The 17080-nt window shown below is 37.1% G+C and carries 14 protein-coding genes; 7 read left to right on the top strand and 7 right to left on the bottom strand.

Translation table 11 applies throughout. The features are described from left to right. The first annotated feature begins 6 nt into the window (after positions 1-6). The 4 genes from AC52CF_RS14175 (at position 7) to AC52CF_RS14160 (ending at position 4784) form a co-directional block, all read left to right on the top strand. Positions 7-1365 (top strand): AAA family ATPase, encoded by a 1359-nt coding sequence (locus tag AC52CF_RS14175; RefSeq protein ID WP_290266522.1) that lies wholly within the window; start codon positions 7-9, stop codon positions 1363-1365. A gap of 138 nt (positions 1366-1503) precedes the next feature. Continuing rightward, positions 1504-2610, top strand: coding sequence for an NAD(P)/FAD-dependent oxidoreductase (locus tag AC52CF_RS14170; RefSeq protein ID WP_496517297.1), 1107 nt, complete (start codon positions 1504-1506; stop codon positions 2608-2610). A gap of 269 nt (positions 2611-2879) precedes the next feature. Then, positions 2880-3992 carry a peptide chain release factor 2 gene (gene prfB, locus AC52CF_RS14165; protein WP_235131321.1) on the top strand — a complete coding sequence of 371 codons (1113 nt, stop codon included), beginning with the start codon at positions 2880-2882 and terminating at the stop codon, positions 3990-3992. A gap of 84 nt (positions 3993-4076) precedes the next feature. Beyond that, positions 4077-4784, top strand: coding sequence for a DedA family protein (locus AC52CF_RS14160; RefSeq protein WP_235131320.1), 708 nt, complete (start codon positions 4077-4079; stop codon positions 4782-4784). Between the two features lie 125 nt (positions 4785-4909). Here AC52CF_RS14160 and AC52CF_RS14155 read toward each other — a convergent pair whose 3' ends face one another. Beyond that, the gene (locus tag AC52CF_RS14155; RefSeq protein ID WP_375180969.1) at positions 4910-5782 is read right to left on the bottom strand and encodes an alpha/beta fold hydrolase; all 873 of its coding nucleotides are present in this window, start codon (positions 5780-5782) and stop codon (positions 4910-4912) included. Positions 5783-6249: 467 nt separating this feature from the next. Between AC52CF_RS14155 and AC52CF_RS14150 the strand changes: the two genes are divergently transcribed. Further along, positions 6250-7149: a DUF808 domain-containing protein gene (locus AC52CF_RS14150; protein WP_336734029.1), complete on the top strand. Its 900-nt coding sequence runs from the start codon at positions 6250-6252 to the stop codon at positions 7147-7149. 77 nt (positions 7150-7226) lie between these two features. Here the strand turns inward: AC52CF_RS14150 and AC52CF_RS14145 are convergent, their stop codons facing one another. The 6 genes from AC52CF_RS14145 to proS form a co-directional block, all read right to left on the bottom strand. Further along, a complete protein-coding gene (locus tag AC52CF_RS14145) occupies positions 7227-7577 on the bottom strand; it encodes a prevent-host-death protein (RefSeq protein ID WP_235131316.1) in 351 nt (116 codons plus the stop codon). Positions 7578-7678: 101 nt separating this feature from the next. Continuing rightward, on the bottom strand, positions 7679-8806 hold the full coding sequence (dnaJ, locus tag AC52CF_RS14140) for a molecular chaperone DnaJ (RefSeq protein ID WP_496517296.1): 1128 nt from the start codon (positions 8804-8806) through the stop codon (positions 7679-7681). Between the two features lie 74 nt (positions 8807-8880). After that, complete coding sequence (locus AC52CF_RS14135; RefSeq protein ID WP_076392462.1) at positions 8881-9417, bottom strand: nucleotide exchange factor GrpE; 537 nt, start codon at positions 9415-9417, stop codon at positions 8881-8883. Between the two features lie 603 nt (positions 9418-10020). Then, positions 10021-11355 carry an Nramp family divalent metal transporter gene (locus AC52CF_RS14130; protein ID WP_375180967.1) on the bottom strand — a complete coding sequence of 445 codons (1335 nt, stop codon included), beginning with the start codon at positions 11353-11355 and terminating at the stop codon, positions 10021-10023. 107 nt (positions 11356-11462) lie between these two features. Further along, positions 11463-12764, bottom strand: coding sequence for an OmpA family protein (locus AC52CF_RS14125; RefSeq protein WP_375180966.1), 1302 nt, complete (start codon positions 12762-12764; stop codon positions 11463-11465). Between the two features lie 129 nt (positions 12765-12893). Then, positions 12894-14369: a proline--tRNA ligase gene (proS, locus tag AC52CF_RS14120; protein ID WP_336731470.1), complete on the bottom strand. Its 1476-nt coding sequence runs from the start codon at positions 14367-14369 to the stop codon at positions 12894-12896. Between the two features lie 144 nt (positions 14370-14513). Between proS and AC52CF_RS14115 the strand changes: the two genes are divergently transcribed. Next, complete coding sequence (locus AC52CF_RS14115) at positions 14514-15602, top strand: prolyl-tRNA synthetase (protein WP_214589126.1); 1089 nt, start codon at positions 14514-14516, stop codon at positions 15600-15602. 30 nt (positions 15603-15632) lie between these two features. Beyond that, positions 15633-17036 carry an OmpP1/FadL family transporter gene (locus tag AC52CF_RS14110; protein WP_290266510.1) on the top strand — a complete coding sequence of 468 codons (1404 nt, stop codon included), beginning with the start codon at positions 15633-15635 and terminating at the stop codon, positions 17034-17036. The last annotated feature ends 44 nt before the right edge of the window (positions 17037-17080 follow it).

Here is a 17080-nt window from a genome sequence, read left to right as displayed (position 1 = left end):
GGAATTATGAAGTTAATTGAACTGGCAAAAGAACTTAACGTTTCAGCCGAAGCGATCAAACAGTTTATTCAGGATTTTGATCTTGAGCTTGTAGAATGCATAAGCACAAATTTTGAAGTAAAAGAAGATTTTGAAAAGTTTGCGCGCGAAAACATCGAATTTTTAAAACTTTACGAAAAAGATTTAGACAAAACAAAAACACTGGAACAGATTGCGGAAACCATCAATCAGCCCAAAGAAAAAATAGAAAAAGCCATTAAAGAAGCTGATCCGAATATTTTCGACAACGGTTTCTTCAAATCCTCCATTTCAAGCTACGGAATCGATAACAAACTTGGCGGAAATTATCAGTTTGTGTATGATTATTTCGGGCATAAAACCAGCCTTCAGAAAAGAGATTTTATCGGCTACAGAGATCTTTTCTTCTATATTTCAGGCGCTCTGGAACCGTTTTTAAATCCGCAGCAGATTAAAGACTGGGGAATCAACAAACCCGCCGGAATTATTCTGTATGGTCCTCCCGGAAGCGGCAAGATTTTCTGGGCAAATAAAATTGCCGAAATTATAGGCTATCAATTTAAAGAAGTTAAAAAACATTACCTCGGAACCTCTTTTGTAGACGGAATTCAGACCAATTTCAATGATTTTCTGGTAACCATTATGAAAAAAGATAAAATTCTGTTGTTTCTGGAAGACTTTGATGAAATTATGATGGCAAGGAAAGCAGACAATAATGTCGCTTCCTGTAATCTGGAAACACAGGAACTTATTCTGCATTATATTTCGAAATTTGAGCGGGGAAATCTTTTAATGGTAGGATCTGCAAATTCCGTTTCTGAAATTAATGAAGAAATTCTGGCTCCGGGAAGATTCGATGTCATGATTCCTGTTTTTCCGCCCAATCTTGCGGAAAGATCTGAAATCATTTTATATGCCATGACGAAAAATCTGGAGAAGGATTCTTTGCTGTTTAAGATTTTAAGGAATAACAAAGCCGATAAAATTCCTTTCTGGAACGAGGTTTCTTCACAAATGAAAGTATTCAGCAATACGATGCTGATCGATTTTACCCAAAGTCTGAAAAAGAGAATTAAAAACGAATATCAGAAAACACGGAACGAAAATTTAAAGATCGATCAGAAACTTTTAAAAGGCGCTTTAAGAGATGCGGCAGCGAAACTGACGGAAGAATATCTGGATCAGATTGCGAGATTTTTAGCAGATGCGATAATCAATAATTTCGATCAGTTCCAGCAGAGAATTCAGAATCTTAAAAAAGAACTGGATACTTACAAAGCAGTTGAAGAACCAAGAAGAATCATCGGTTTCCATCATAACGGCGAAGAAGAAGGAAGTCAGGGATAGAAAGGTGTGAATTCTCTTGGTTTGTGAATTTTGCGTTGCAAGTCAACTGTCAATTTTTATAATATTATGACTCAGAATGAAAAAAAAATTCACAAGAGAAGAGAATTGACTATTCACAATTTACCATAAAAATAGCTTATGAACAGCATCTGGGAACTTGAAACTTTTTACAGAAAACGCGAGGTTATTATTATCGGAGCCGGTTTTACGGGACTTTGGACGGCAATTTCCATTAAAGAAAAATATCCCGAAAAATCTGTTTTGATCATTGAACGAAATTCTGTTCCGATGGGTGCTTCCACGAGAAATGCAGGATTTGCCTGCTTCGGAAGTCTAACGGAAGTGATTGCCGATTCTGAAAAAATGGGCTGGAAAAAAACACTAGACCTTGTAAAGATGAGGTTTGACGGTCTGCAGAAAATTCAGCATTATTTTAAAAATTCTGAAATAGATTTTGATCTGAATGGCGGTTTCGAGATTCTTAATGAAGATGAACCTTTACAAAAACTGGATGAAGTAAATCAGAAGCTGAAATCCATTACCAATGTAGAAAAAATCTATTTTTTAAGCCAACATAAAATTCAGGAATTCGGTTTGGAAAAATCTCAATATCTCATTGAAAATCCGTGTGAAGGAAGTCTGCATTCCGGGAAACTCCTTCAAAAATTACTGGAAAAATGTCATGAATTAAAGGTTGAATTTCTCTTCGGAACCGAAGTTGAAAATATCACGGAACATTCAGATGAAATTGAAGTTCATTTTTCAAAAAATCTTTCTGTGAAGACAGATCAGTTAATACACTGTACGAATGCTTTTGCTTCAAAATTTTTAGAGAAAGAAAAAATTATTCCGGCTCGAGGACAGATTATTTTAACTGAACCGATTGAACATCTGAAATTAAAAGGGACATTTCATTATGATGAAGGTTTTTATTATTTCAGAAATCTCGGAAACCGGATTTTACTCGGAGGCGGAAGAAATCAGGATTTTAAAACAGAAGAAACCACATCTTTTGAAACCACAGAATTTTTGCAGAATCATCTTGAAAATTTTTTGAAAGAAGTCATTTTACCCGATCAAAATGTTGAAATCGTTCATCGCTGGTCAGGAATTATGGCAATGGGAACCGAAAAAACACCGATTGTAAAACAACTTTCAGAAAGACAGTTTTGTGCAGTTCGTCTTTCAGGAATGGGTGTTGCGTTGGCTCCGAAAATCGGGGAGATTGTAGCGGAAATGATTTAATTTCAGTCACATTGGTTTTTATTACTTTAAAATAAAAAATCAATTAAGAAGAAAATCAAGGATTTTCAAAAACTTACGTTGTTCTTCTCTACGATACGAAAGATTTAAAATCTTAGGTGACTGATGTGTTTAAATTTGAAATTAATTAAGAAGACAAGCATATAAATTGAAAGTATATTTCAGCAGGAATCTGTACTAATTCGTGAAATCTGCGGGACAAAAATTTGCACTCATAATTTTATCCGTATTTTTGCAAAAAATAAACAATCGTGATTAACAGCGACCAGATAAAAGAAATTCAGTCAAGAATTGATGATTTACATAAATATCTTCAGATCGATAAAAAGAAGATAGAAATTTCTAATGATGATGAAAAAACAGCAGCTCCTGAGTTTTGGGACAATCCTAAAGAAGCTGAAGGATTTCTGAAACAGCTCCGTTCCAAAAAGAAGTGGGTGGAAGCGTATGACGAAATCAATACCCAGTTTGAAGATTTACAGGTTTTGGCAGAATTTGCCAAAGAAGATCCGGATTCTGAGAAAGAACTGGACGAAACCTTTCCTCAACTGGTAGAAAAAATCGAAGATCTTGAATTCAAGAATATGCTTTCCAATGAAGGGGATGAACTTTCTGCGGTTTTACAAATTACTGCAGGAGCAGGAGGAACAGAAAGCTGCGACTGGGCTTCAATGCTGATGAGAATGTATACCATGTGGGCGGAAAAACAAGGGTATAAAATCCGTGAACTGAACTTTCAGGAAGGGGATGTTGCCGGAGTAAAGACTGTAACACTGGAAATTGAAGGAGAGTTTGCATTCGGATATTTAAGAGGAGAAAACGGAGTTCACCGTCTGGTAAGAATTTCGCCTTTCGATTCCAATGCTAAGCGTCATACGAGTTTCGTTTCGGTGTATGTGTATCCTTTGGTGGATGATACGATTGAAATCAACATCAATCCTGCCGATATTTCATTCGAAACCATGAGATCTTCCGGAGCAGGAGGTCAGAACGTAAACAAGGTAGAAACGGCGGTTCGTCTTCGTCACGCACCTACAGGAATCATCATTGAAAACTCAGAGTCGCGTTCCCAGCTTCAAAATAAGGAAAAGGCAATGCAGTTGCTTCGTTCCAGACTATACGAAATGGAACTGGAAGAGCGTATGAAAGCCCGTAACGAGATCGAAGCCAATAAAATGAAGATCGAGTGGGGAAGCCAGATCCGAAACTACGTTATGCATCCTTATAAACTGGTAAAAGATGTGCGTTCCGGATTCGAAACTTCCGATGTGGATTCTGTAATGAACGGAAACATCACTCCGTTCCTGAAAGCTTTCCTGATGGCGGATGGAACGGCGGTTTCAGATGATGATATGGAATTGTAGGACAATGTTTAAATTTCGTTAAAATCTTATAATTAATTTCCGATTGACGTTTATTAATCCTATTTTTGTTACTTATCAAAATGTATGGAAGATTTCAATAGCTGGAAAGATTTATTAAATCCGGAGTTTTATATCAAGCTTGGAGGATTTTGGCTCATTCTGTTTATCATTTTCGCCGAAACAGGTCTTTTTGTAGGATTTTTTTTACCGGGCGATTCACTGCTTTTCGTTTCGGGAATTTATTCAATTGATATCATCAGAGAGACTTTCGGCTCCACAGGGAGCGATTTTTTCGATACATTTATCTTAGCGGCATCAGTTTCTCTGGCTGCTATTATAGGGAATGAAATAGGTTACTATTTTGGAAGAAAGACAGGTTCTGCTTTATATAAAAAAGAAGATACATGGCTTTTTAAAAAGAAATACCTTTATCAGGCGCACGATTTTTTCGAGAAAAACGGAGCTTTGGCCATTATTATGGCGAGATTTTTACCGGTTGTAAGAACATTCACTCCGATTGTTGCAGGAATCGTAAAGATGGATAAAAAGGCGTTCTTAAGAGATAATATCATCGGAGCGGTTCTCTGGTCGTTTTTATTGATTTTTGCAGGACATTATCTGGATAAATTATTCATTGATCAGTTCGGAATTGATCTTAAGAAAAAACTAGAACTGATTATTATTGTAATTGTTCTGATAACAACAGTTCCGGTTATTATCAAATTTTTATTCGGTAAAAAACAGGACTTCTCCAAGTATGAAAATCATAATTTTGATGAAGAAGACAACTAAGAATTCATTTTTAAATATATTTAACCCGCTTATCTGAGCGGGTTATTTTTTTGCTGAATCATTATAGATTCTTCTTAGAAGGATAAGGAGATATTACAAAACCAGTTCTTTAGTTATTTATCAGATTAATTTTTAATCCACTCCAGAATATTGGGATAAATGATACTGTCTCTTTTTTTCTTACTAAAAAATCTTGGCGCATGACCTGTATTTTCCATAAAAATAAATTTATGCGGTATATTTTGAGCCGTTAAAGCAGAATCTAAGGCAATTCCCTGTTTCGGACTGACTAAAAAATCCTGATTTCCCTGAAAATGGAGGGTAGGAACATTCGAAATATGGGCAATCGGACTGGCTTTTTTAAATTCTTCAGACAAGTTTCCACGCGTGAATTTTGTTCCCACCACTTTTTGGACGGTTGGCGAAGAATATTTGGAGTAAAATGAATTCAGGTATTCCGGAGAATAAAAATCTGTGGGTCCACTTAAGGAGATGATTTTTTTAATTTTATCAGGATTTTGATAGCCATACAGCAAAGCAAGATGACCTCCTGCACTTTCTCCCAAAAGAATATAATTGTTAGGCTGAAGTTCTGCTTTCTGCGCCAGTTCATTGAATTTGGCAATCACCGAATTAATGTCTTCAAGCTGTTCGCGGTACGTGATTTTTTTTGATTTTGAAACCAGTCGGTAATTCATATTAATGGTCGGAATATTATTTTTAAAAAGCATTTTCTGAATCTGGATCATGTGTTCTTTTTTGCCCAGAGTCCATGCTCCGCCATGAATTAATAAAACAACGGGAGAATTTTCAGGATAATCCGAAGGAAGAAAGATGTCTGCTTTCTGCCTTTTATGTTCGCCATATTTCAGATTGTAAATTTTCTGTTCGTTATTTGTTCCCACCCAGACTTTAAATTTTCTCGTATTGCATGAAGTCAGAATAAAGCCAATTAACCCTAAAACAAAGAAATGGTAACGAAGAATCAGCTTTTTCATAGAATAAATGTACAGAAAATTAGAATTTAAAAATTAATAATACCAGAAATTTTTATTTTTTGTTATGAGTTCCATTCCATATATCCGAAAAGAAAATGGTTGTTTTTACACAATAAAGTTTTTCCTCCCGAAGCAAATAAACTTTCTCCCTGAAATCATGTTTCGTAAATGATTTCTTCGGGAGAATATTCCTGACTGCATATTTTACAAAAAATTGAATGAAAATCTTTATGAATCATTACTTTAATTGAAAAAGATGGTACATAATCACTTTTTCATAGTTTTTTGATGATTATCACGAATATACAAATTATGAGGAATACAATTTGATATACAGATTTAAAATAATTAATCTTAATTAACTACGCGATAAGTAAGTTTAAATAAAGCTCGGTCAGTCATAAGAAAAACCGAATTAAATAATTATTTTTGCCCTTTAACAAACATTAAAAAAACATTAAAATTTTATGGCATCTGGTTTTTTTGCGATCTTGGATGATATTGCTGCGTTAATGGATGATGTAGCGGTTACAAGTAAAATAGCGACTCAGAAAACGGCTGGAATCTTAGGAGATGATCTTGCTGTAAATGCTGAAAAAGCGACTGGTTTCCTTTCTTCGAGAGAACTTCCGGTACTTTGGGCGATCACAAAAGGATCTTTCATCAACAAACTTATTATTCTTCCGATTGTTTTTCTGCTAAACTGGCTGTATCCGCCTGCCATTAATTATGTTTTGATTTTGGGAGGTCTGTATCTTGCTTTTGAAGGGGTAGAAAAGATTATAGAATTTCTGTTTCACAGGGATAAAAAAGGTCATGAAGTCGTAGAAGAGGCGGAAGAAGAAGATCTAAATTCTGAAGAAACCGAAAAGGCAAAGATTAAATCAGCAATTACAACGGATTTTATTCTGTCTATTGAAATTGTAATTATTGCTTTAGGAACGGTTTTGGAGGAAAGTCATCCTTTTATTACCCAGATTCTGGTAACCTCATTGGTGGCTTTTATTGCAACAGTAGGAGTTTACGGAATTGTAGCTTTAATTGTAAGAATGGATGATGCAGGATTTAAACTGATCAGAAAAAGTAACGATAAAGGGGTTATCGGGAAATTAGGACATCTGCTTGTAAAAGCACTTCCAATAGTTATAAAAGCTTTAGGAGTGATCGGAACGATTGCCCTGATTATGGTTGCCGGAGGAATTTTTGCTCACCGAATAGAATATTTTCACCATATTTTACCATCATGGTCTTCAGATAAAATACTTACGGTTCTTAAAGAAGTGATTCTGGGACTTGCAGGAGGATTGCTTGCCGTGGCTGTTTTCACGATCGGGAAAGCATTGTTTTCCTTAGTGAAACGCGCATAGAAAATTGATCAATAATAGTAAAAATTCGCGGCTTCTACGAAGCCGCGAATTTTTTATTTCAAAGATAATTTAATTACCTAGTTCAGATCATAATTCATGATCACGAGTCTCAGAATAAAATGCACATAATCCTGATCTGCGTTTTTTCTGTTGATCAGATGATTTTTATATTCATACGATTTCAGAACAGAAAGCAGTTGTCTGTAAGTCTCAAGATCTTCATTTTTGATCTTTACTCTCATGTTTCCGTCTCTTCTTTCTACGATTTTATCATCCAGCGTTCTTACTTTAAATAAAACCTCGCATGATTTTTTAGCAGGTCCGAAATATCTCTCAACAATATTAATCTTGAATGCATCAAAAGTAATCATATTGAAAATAAGATTCGCCGTAGATTCTGGTGTATGGAGTTGAAGCTTGTAGTTCATGTGAAATTTTTACAATACGTACAAATATGTACAGGTTTTTAATTTAAAGTAGTTTAAAATTCAAAAAAGAGACTTTTCAAAGAAAGCCTCTATAAATATAGTTAATTGAAAAGATCTTTCACCTTATCGAAGAAAGTTTTTTCTTTGCCGGATGGTTCCGCAACCATTTCTCCGCTGCTCATCTGCTTTTCAAAGAAATCTTTTTGATCTTTCGTAAGTTTTTGCGGAGTCCATACATTGATGTGGATAAACATATCACCTTTTCCGTAGCTGTCGATACTTGGAAGACCTTTTCCTGCTAATCTCAGAATTTTTCCGGATTGCGTTCCTGCATCTACCGTAATTTTTACTTTTCCGCCAACTGTCGGTACTTCTTTTTTCGTTCCCAAAGCTGCTTCAGCAAAAGAAATGTACAATTCCTGATGAAGATTATCGCCTTCTCTTTTAATGACTTTATCAATTTCCTCTTCGATAATCACCAGTAAATCTCCCGGAATACCTCCAAAAGGAGCATCATTACCTTTTCCTCTTACATTTAGCTGGATACCATCTCTTGCACCGGCCGGAATATTAATCGTTACTTCCTCTTCATCTTTAATTAATCCCTGAGCATTGGCGCCCGCAGGAATTTTATCTGCCACTTTTCCGATTCCCTGACACGTTCCGCAGGTTGTCTGGGTCTGCATCTGTCCGAACATCGTATTCATTACCTTAAGCTGTACACCAGAACCGTTACAGGTAGGGCAGGTTTTTGAAGTGGCACCTTCTGCCATCTTCATTTTCTTTACTTTAATGGTTTTCTGTGTTCCGTTCACCATTTCATCAAGATTCAGCTTAATTCTGATTCTTAAATTAGAACCTTTTACCTGCTGACGACCACCGCCGCCACCGCCGCCACCGCCGAATCCTCCGAAACCGCCACCGAAAATATCTCCAAACTGACTGAAAATATCTTCCATGTTCATTCCGCCACCGAAACCGCCTCCTCCGAAGCCTCCGTTTCCGCCCATTCCTGCGTGTCCGAACTGGTCGTATCGCGCACGCTTCTGTTCGTCGCTCAGAACTTCGTAAGCTTCTGCAGCTTCTTTAAATTTTTCTTCGGCATCTTTATCGCCCGGATTTTTATCAGGGTGATATTTAATGGCCATTTTACGGTATGCTTTCTTTATTTCGTCGGCTGATGCAGATTTGCTGATCTCAAGAACCTCGTAATAATCTCTTTTTGACATCTTTATATGAGTAATTAGTAATGAATAATGAGTAATATCAAAAATTGCTTATTACCCATCACTTATTGCTTATGTTAATTTCCTGTAACTACTTTTGCAAAACGGATTACTTTCTCTCCTAAAGTATATCCTGTTTCAATAACATCCACGATTTTTCCTTTCAAATCTTCTGACGGAGCAGGAATCTGAGTGATCGCTTCGTGGAAATCCACATTAAAGCTGTCTCCCGCTTTTACTTCCATTGCTTTCAGTCCTTTTTCTGTCAGTTTATTTTTGAATTTGTTGTAAATTAATTCAACACCTTGCAGATCAGCAGGATTTCCGTTCTTCGCAATTTCTTTAATTGCTCTTTCAAAATCATCCAATACGCCAAGCATAGAAATCATCATATCCTGATTTGCATACTGGAAAAACTCCATTTTCTCTTTGCTCGTTCTTTTTTTATAATTTTCGAATTCTGCGTACAGTCTGATGTAACGATCCTTTTCTTCTGCCAAAAGTTCCTCTGCCGTAGGTTTTGCTGTCACATTTTCCTCAGTTGCCGCTTCGTTCTGAATATTCGTATCTTCTTGATTATTGATGCTTTCTTCGTTAATATCCTGATTTACCATAATTCAATCTTTATTTTCCTTTTTATTCACAAACATTCTGCCAAAGAAAAAAGCGTGACATTTCGTCAGATTTTGAGTATTTGTTGCAATTGAATAACGAGCGGCTAAAAATGTCTTTCCTCTGAAGGAGGACAGAAATTTGTAAAAATTTTTTGACGGGATGGTTTTAAATATTACTTAAAGTAAAGCTGTTTTTCTTGTTTTTAAGAAGCTGTTTCCTGCTTTCCGCACTCGCTCATTTCTTTGTTTTTGGCTGCGGCGGCGAAGCCGCCGCAGCCAAAAACAAAGAAATGAGCTCAGACAAAGCTGCAATCGGGGCTAGAGTTGAAGTCGTGTTTTAAATATTGGGAAATCTGTTATTTGAAAAATTTAACATCATTACAAATATCAGATTTGAAAAAATAATTATAGTCCAAAACTTGTCATCATTGAAAACCTTTGAGTTCTTTGCTAAGTAGAGCGGCTTTGTAAACTTAAAAATGGACATAAGTCTTTAAAAATCTTTGCAGACTCTGCGTTAAAAATTAAGCACGATCATTAATGAAGTATGTACAAAAAAATTACGGTTACTTAATATAAAAAGAAAATAATTTTGGTACAGAACTATTTCCCGAAAAAAGTCTGATACAGAAGATAAACATTCAAAATAATAATAATAAACGAAATAATCCAGACACAAATTTTCATGAAAGGCTTATTCACAAATTCCCCCATTTTGGCTTTATCACTTGTAAACATAACAAGCGGAACCACCGCAAAACTCAGTTGCATAGAAAGAATAACCTGACTTAAAACCAGTAAATCCGTAGTTCCTTCTTCACCGTAAAGAATGGCCACAATAAGAGCCGGAATGACAGCGATCAGTCTTGTAATCAGTCTTCTTAACCAAGGCTTCAGCTTAATATTCAAAAAACCTTCCATTACAATCTGTCCGGCAAGCGTTCCGGTAAGGGTAGAATTTTGTCCGGAAGCAAGCAAGGCAATCGCAAAGGCAATACTTGCCATCGAAGCCCCTAAAATTGGAGTCAGCATTTTATACGCATCGTGAATGTCGGCAACATTTTTATTTCCTGTTGTATGAAAAGTTGCAGCCGCCAGAATAAGAATCGCGGCATTGATGAAAAAAGCAAGCATTAAAGAAACGGTGCTGTCTAAAGTAGCAAATTTGATAGCCTCTTTTTTACCTTCTTGTGTACGCTCGTAATCCCGTGTCTGAACAATGCTGCTGTGCAAGTACAGATTGTGAGGCATCACGGTAGCTCCCAAAATCCCGATTGCAATATAGAGCATGGCGGGGTTCTGAATGATTTCTTTTTGTGGAATCAACCCACCTAAAAGTTCATTAACGGCTGGTTTGGAAATAACCAATTCATACACAAAACAGGCGAGAATAATAAAGATCAGTCCGCCCACAATACTTTCGATCCATCGGAAACCTTTTGCCTGAAGCAGAAGAATGAAAAGAACATCAATAGTCGTAATAACAATTCCCCAGGTAAGAGGAATATGGAAAAGTAAATTTAATGCAATCGCAGAGCCGATTACTTCCGCAAGATCGCACGCTGCAATGGCAATTTCACAGAATATCCAAAGAATAAAATTTGTGGTCGGGCTAAAATGATCTCTGCAAGCCTGTGCCAAATCTCTTTCGGCAACTACTCCTAATTTCACAGACAGGTGCTGCAAAACCATTGCAAAAATATTTGAAATTAAAATTACAGAGAGTAGAGTATAGCCAAACTGTGCTCCTCCTGCAATATCTGTAGCCCAGTTTCCGGGATCCATGTATCCAACGGCAACCATAAGTCCGGGACCGGCAAACGCAAGATACTTTCTCCAGAAACTTGCATTTTTAGGAACTTTTACCGAAGAATATACTTCGGATAGTGAATGAGATGTTTTATCTTTTCGCCACGCGGCTTTTAATTTCAGATTCATAAATGTTAGAAATGGCTAACAAATATAATTAAATAAATGAAAACAGAGAATAACCGGAAAACAAAAATCCCGAAAAAATTCCGGGATTCTGATTTATGTTTTAAAGATTATTTTGTAAATCGTACCGACATTTTTCTGTCAACCGCTCTTTCTTCATTAGATGCAGATGCAGGTACTTTTGCAAACTGGCTTCCATATCCGTCTGCTCCGGTCACCTGAGATCCTACTCCCTGTTTTTCAAGCCATGTCTTAATATAGTTGGCTCTGTCTGCAGAAAGCTTAAGATTTTTGGCTTCGTCTCCGGTTTTATCTGTATAACCACCAATTTTTATTTTTGCTTCAGGATATGCTTTTAAAATAGCCACTAAATTCTGAAGCTGTCCTTCAGATCCTGCTTCAAGTTCTGTAGCGCTTCCCAATTTAAAGTTTACATGGTCAAAATTATACCACGTTTTCTTTAAAGCAGCATCATCTTTAGCATTCTTATAACCACCGGATTTTAAGAATGCAATCATATTGTCTTCCATTCCTCCTTTATATCCTTTTAAAGAAACACCGTTTAAATCGATATTCTCATCAACTTTAGCGTTTGCAGACTTCATTGAAGCTGTATCCGATGTTTTAGCGTTTACCGTATCTGTAACCACTTTGCCGGAGTCCGTCATAGTAGTGGTTGTTGTAGTCCCTTTTTTATCACACTGCTTCCAGATGAAGTAACCTACAGCGATTAGAAGCAATAATGGAAGAAGCCATTTCCAGATAGAACCTCCGCCATCATTATTGTTCCTGTCGGGAAATGTTCCGTTAGGAGCTGTACTTCTGGTAACTTCAATTTTTGGTTCTTCCTTAGCAGGAGCTTTTATTGCATCGCCGTCATTATCAAATTTGTATCTTGCATCCCAGTCTCCCATATTTAAAGAAGCCAGAGAAAGTCCGGCAGGTAATAATGAAGAAATAACTCCTTTCTGGTCACCAAGTAAATTTGAGATTCCTGATTTATCCAGATTATTATCAGCGGCATATTTTCCAATAGAACCTAAAGTTGCTCCTGTAACTAAATTTAAAAGAGAACTTGAAGAATTATTGCTGATCCCTGCGTAAGAAGCAATGCCATTTACCAAACCGCTCAGTTTATCGCCGAAAATTAAAGACAGTAAACTTGAAATGATTGAATTGTTGGAAGAACCACCCATCAGATTACCTAAAATTCCATTAGAAGAAGCTCCTGAAATTGCATCCAAAACGGCAGGATTATCTGAATTGTTTGCTAAACCTCCCACAACGGCAGGCAATAAACCTCCGATTGCTTTTGAAATGGCAGACTCACTTTCCCCAAACTGTGATGCAGCCTGAGACACTAAAGCAGGACCTAATTGTCCTTTAATTAAATCAATAACATTTAAAGACATAATAAATTTATTTTAAAGATTAATGTTGTAATAAATTTAAACAAAAAATAGTCCACTTATTGATTTTTAAAAAAAATCTGCAAAAATTTCAGGAATTTTTGCAGATTTAATAATTTTTTATGTTAAGTCTTAATATGCTTTTGCGAATAAAACACGTCTTTTAGATGGTTTTCCGGAAATTAAGGAAACGCCTTCTTCAATATCATCGTCCAAAGGAATACATCTTATTGTTGCTTTGGTTTCATCCTTAATTTGTTCTTCTTCTTCAACCGTTCCGTCCCAATGTGCATAGATGAATCCTCCTTTTTCTTCCAGAACTTTTTTGAATTCTTCGTAAGTATCTACTTTCGTAATGTTGTTTTTTCTGAACTCAAATGCTTTGTTGTAGATATCCTGCTGAATAGTTTTCAGTAATTCTTCAATGTAAGCATCTAAACCGTCAATAGAACGGACTTCTTTTGTTAAATTATCTCTTCTTGCAATTTCCACAGATCTGTTTTCAAGATCTCTTGGTCCCATTGCAATTCTTACTGGTACACCTTTTAATTCATATTCTGCGAATTTCCAGCCCGGTTTGTTCTGTGTATCGTTATCAAATTTTACAGAAATTCCTTTTGCTCTCAATTTAGCCTGAATATCTAAAGCCACTTCGCTGATCTGTGCCAATTGTTCTTCTCCTTTAAAAATAGGAACAATCACAACCTGAATCGGAGCCAGAGTAGGAGGAAGCACCAATCCGAAATCATCGGAGTGTGTCATAATCAAAGCCCCCATCAAACGGGTTGAAGTTCCCCACGATGTTGCCCATGCATGTTCAATTTTACCCTCTTTATTAGTGAATTTCACATCAAATGCTTTTGCGAAATTTTGACCTAAAAAGTGAGACGTTCCTGCCTGTAAAGCTTTTCCGTCCTGCATCAATGCTTCAATACAATAGGTTTCGTCTGCTCCGGCAAATCTCTCTGAAGGTGTTTTCAATCCCTGAATCACAGGAATTGCCATAAAGTTCTCTGCAAAATCTGCATATACTTTATTCATTTTTTCAGCTTCTTCAATTGCTTCATCTTTTGTAGCGTGAGCAGTATGACCTTCCTGCCACAAAAATTCTGCTGTTCTTAAGAAAAGACGGGTTCTCATTTCCCAACGGACAACATTCGCCCACTGGTTGATTAATATAGGTAAATCTCTGTAAGACTGGATCCAGTTTTTATAAGTATTCCAGATAATTGCTTCAGAAGTAGGACGTACAATAAGTTCTTCCTCCAGTTTAGCGTCCGGATCTACAATAAGCTTGGAAGGGTTATCCGGATCTGTTTTCAATCTGTAGTGGGTAACAACTGCACATTCTTTAGCAAAACCTTCTGCGTTTTTTTCTTCAGCCTCAAACAAGCTCTTGGGCACAAAAAGCGGGAAATAAGCATTAACGTGACCTGTTTCTTTGAACTTTTTGTCCATTTCGTCACGCATTTTTTCCCAGATCGCATAGCCGTATGGTTTAATCACCATGCATCCTCGTACTCCTGAGTTTTCAGCTAAGTCGGCTTTTACCACCAACTCATTATACCATTTGCTGTAATCTTCGCTTCTTGAGGTTAATTTTGCCATTATTTTTTTTAATTTTTTTAACTTTTTTATGTTATTGTTATCTAAAAATAAAAATCTATTTTTGATAGATTTTTATAACCGTGTTTTGGTACATTTTTAGTACAGATTGCAAATATAATTTAAATTAAAAATTTTTACGTTATCATGAAAAAAAATATACATAAAAATTTACTAGGAATTTTAAGATCCAAAGGGATTTTAGCAATATCCGGTGGATTGTTACTTATGTCCTGCGGCGCTCAGATGGGCGGCTACAGCGAGACGGACGGCGTTTATTACGACCCGAATAAAGACACACTTCCTGAAGGGGTAATTATTAATGACAGAGGAAACAGGGTAGGAGAAGAATACAACTATTATCAGGATGATACCAATGTAATCCAGAATGCCGAAGCAAATGCTAAGGAAGGGAGATACAGCGACTGGAATAACTACAACTGGAATACCACAGCTACAGATTCAGACTGGGGAAGCTATGCAGGAAGCCAGACCAACTATTATAACAATTCCTGGGGATGGGGTTCTCCATGGGGATGGGGAGGATGGTATGGAGGCTATAATCCTTACTGGGGATATGGTGGCTATGGCGGCTGGAACATCGGACTTTCCTGGGGATGGGGAGGTTCCTGGGGATGGGGCTGGAATATGGGATGGGGATATTCTCCATACTGGAGCTACAATCCATATTGGGGTTGGGGTGGATATTACGGCAATCCTTACTGGGGTTACGGAGGATACTGGGGAGGAGGATATTATGCACCCATGTATAGAAGAAGCGGATCTAACGGCAGAGGCTTTAATTCATATAACGGTGGTTTTGCCAGCAAATATGGCGTAGGTTCCGGAGGTTTCAGAAGAAGCACCAACAATGCAGGCGGATTCAGAGATTCTAACTCGAATTACGGAGGTTTCAGAAATTCCGGCAACAGTGGAGGCTTCAGACAAGGAGACAGTAATGTGGGCGGTTTCAGAAATCAAAGTCAAAGCGGCATAAGATCTCAGGGAGGCTTTAGAAACCCGAATCAGAGTCAGCCAAGACCAAGCTACAATTATCCGCAACAATCGCAGCCAAGATACAATGATGGAGGTTTTAGAAATAACGGAGGCTTCAATAATTCCAACAGCGGAGGCGGCTTCAGATCAGGAGGCGGAGGCTTCGGTGGCGGAAGCGGTGGCGGCGGCGGATTCAGATCCGGCGGTGGCGGCGGAGGCGGTTTCCGAGGCGGCAGATAATTTTAAAAAGCAAAAACTATTCAAAAAATAATGTTAAAAAAATCTTTAGCAATAATGAGTATTTCTGCTGCATTTTTTGCGCAGGCTCAAGATGTTTCTGTGATTAGAAATACAGTGGATGTTTATTCTAATGCCCCGAATGTAGGTTCAGCTAAATTTAACGCAATGGCTGGCTCAAACGGAGCTTTGGGAGGTGATGCAAATTCGCTGCTTACCAATCCTGCGGGTTTGGGAGTAGCCATTTCAGGAGAAATTTCCGGAACATTATCTATCACCAATAACAAGAATACGTCTACTTATGCAGGTTCATCTTTCGGATACAGTGTCAACAAAGGAGATCTTGGGAACCTAGGAGCTGTAATGACGTTTCAGTTATTAAGTGAAAGTGCCTGGAAGTTTATCAATATTGGGGTTAATTATTCTAACCAGTCTATTGAAAATTATATTGAAACTCAGGGAAACAGTAATCTAGTATATGATTTTCCTGATGGTAAAAGTTCATCTTTCGGCAGACATGCCTACGACAGATATGGATATTTATCAAAAACAAGTGTTGGGGTAGGAGCAAACTACAACAATAACCTGTATCTGGGAGCAGGATTGAATTTCTTTAATTCTTCCATTGATCAATCGGATACAGCAATGTTCAATTCTTTGTCGGATGGAAGTTCAGAGTACTTCAGTAAGCAGAATACGCCATTCTATGAAAAAGGAAACGGTTTCTCGGCTTCATTGGGGGTGATCGGAAAATTAAGTCCTAATTTCAGATTGGGAGCAGCTTTAGAAACGCCTACTTTCTGGAATATAGACAGAAGCTACAACTTCTATAATGATCCGGTTTATGGAGATGATACTGCTGTTGAAAACAGAAAATTAACGACTCCTTTAAAGGCTACTGTGAGTGCTGCATTTATCGCGAGCAAGAGTTTTGCCCTGAACGTAGATTATACATTAGGTCTAACAAAGCCTAAATATAAAGTGTACGGAGATGCCGAAACCGAGCTGAACGACTTCTTTAAAGAAAATTACAAAAATCTGTCAGAAGTAAAGATTGGTGCGGAATACAGAGTTAAACAGTTCAGACTGAGAGGAGGTTATTCTTATGCTTCAAGCCCGTTTGATGCTTTAACGGTAGACAGATACTCGAATAATGGAAGTGTTGATAAAAATCAGTCATATAGTAATCTGATCTTAAACGACAGAAATGCTTTATCTGTAGGTTTAGGATATGATTTCAGATCATTCTATATTGATGCATCATATCAGAACGTTACTTCAAATTATACCAATCCGTTCTTATACGGTAAAGTAGACGGTAATTACGAAGCAGGATATTATTCTCCGAATCATTTAATCTCAAGTGATGCTTTCGCAGTGTCTGATGTAAAAAATGTAAGAAACAATTTCTTTATTACAGTAGGATGGAAATTTTAATTTCCTGAAACAATATACTATATAAAAAGCTCCGAATTTATTTT

The sequence above is a fragment of the Chryseobacterium sp. 2P genome, from assembly GCF_059579425.1.
The sequence above is the reverse complement of the archived record's forward strand: the minus strand, read 5'-3'. Positions and strand labels throughout refer to the sequence as shown.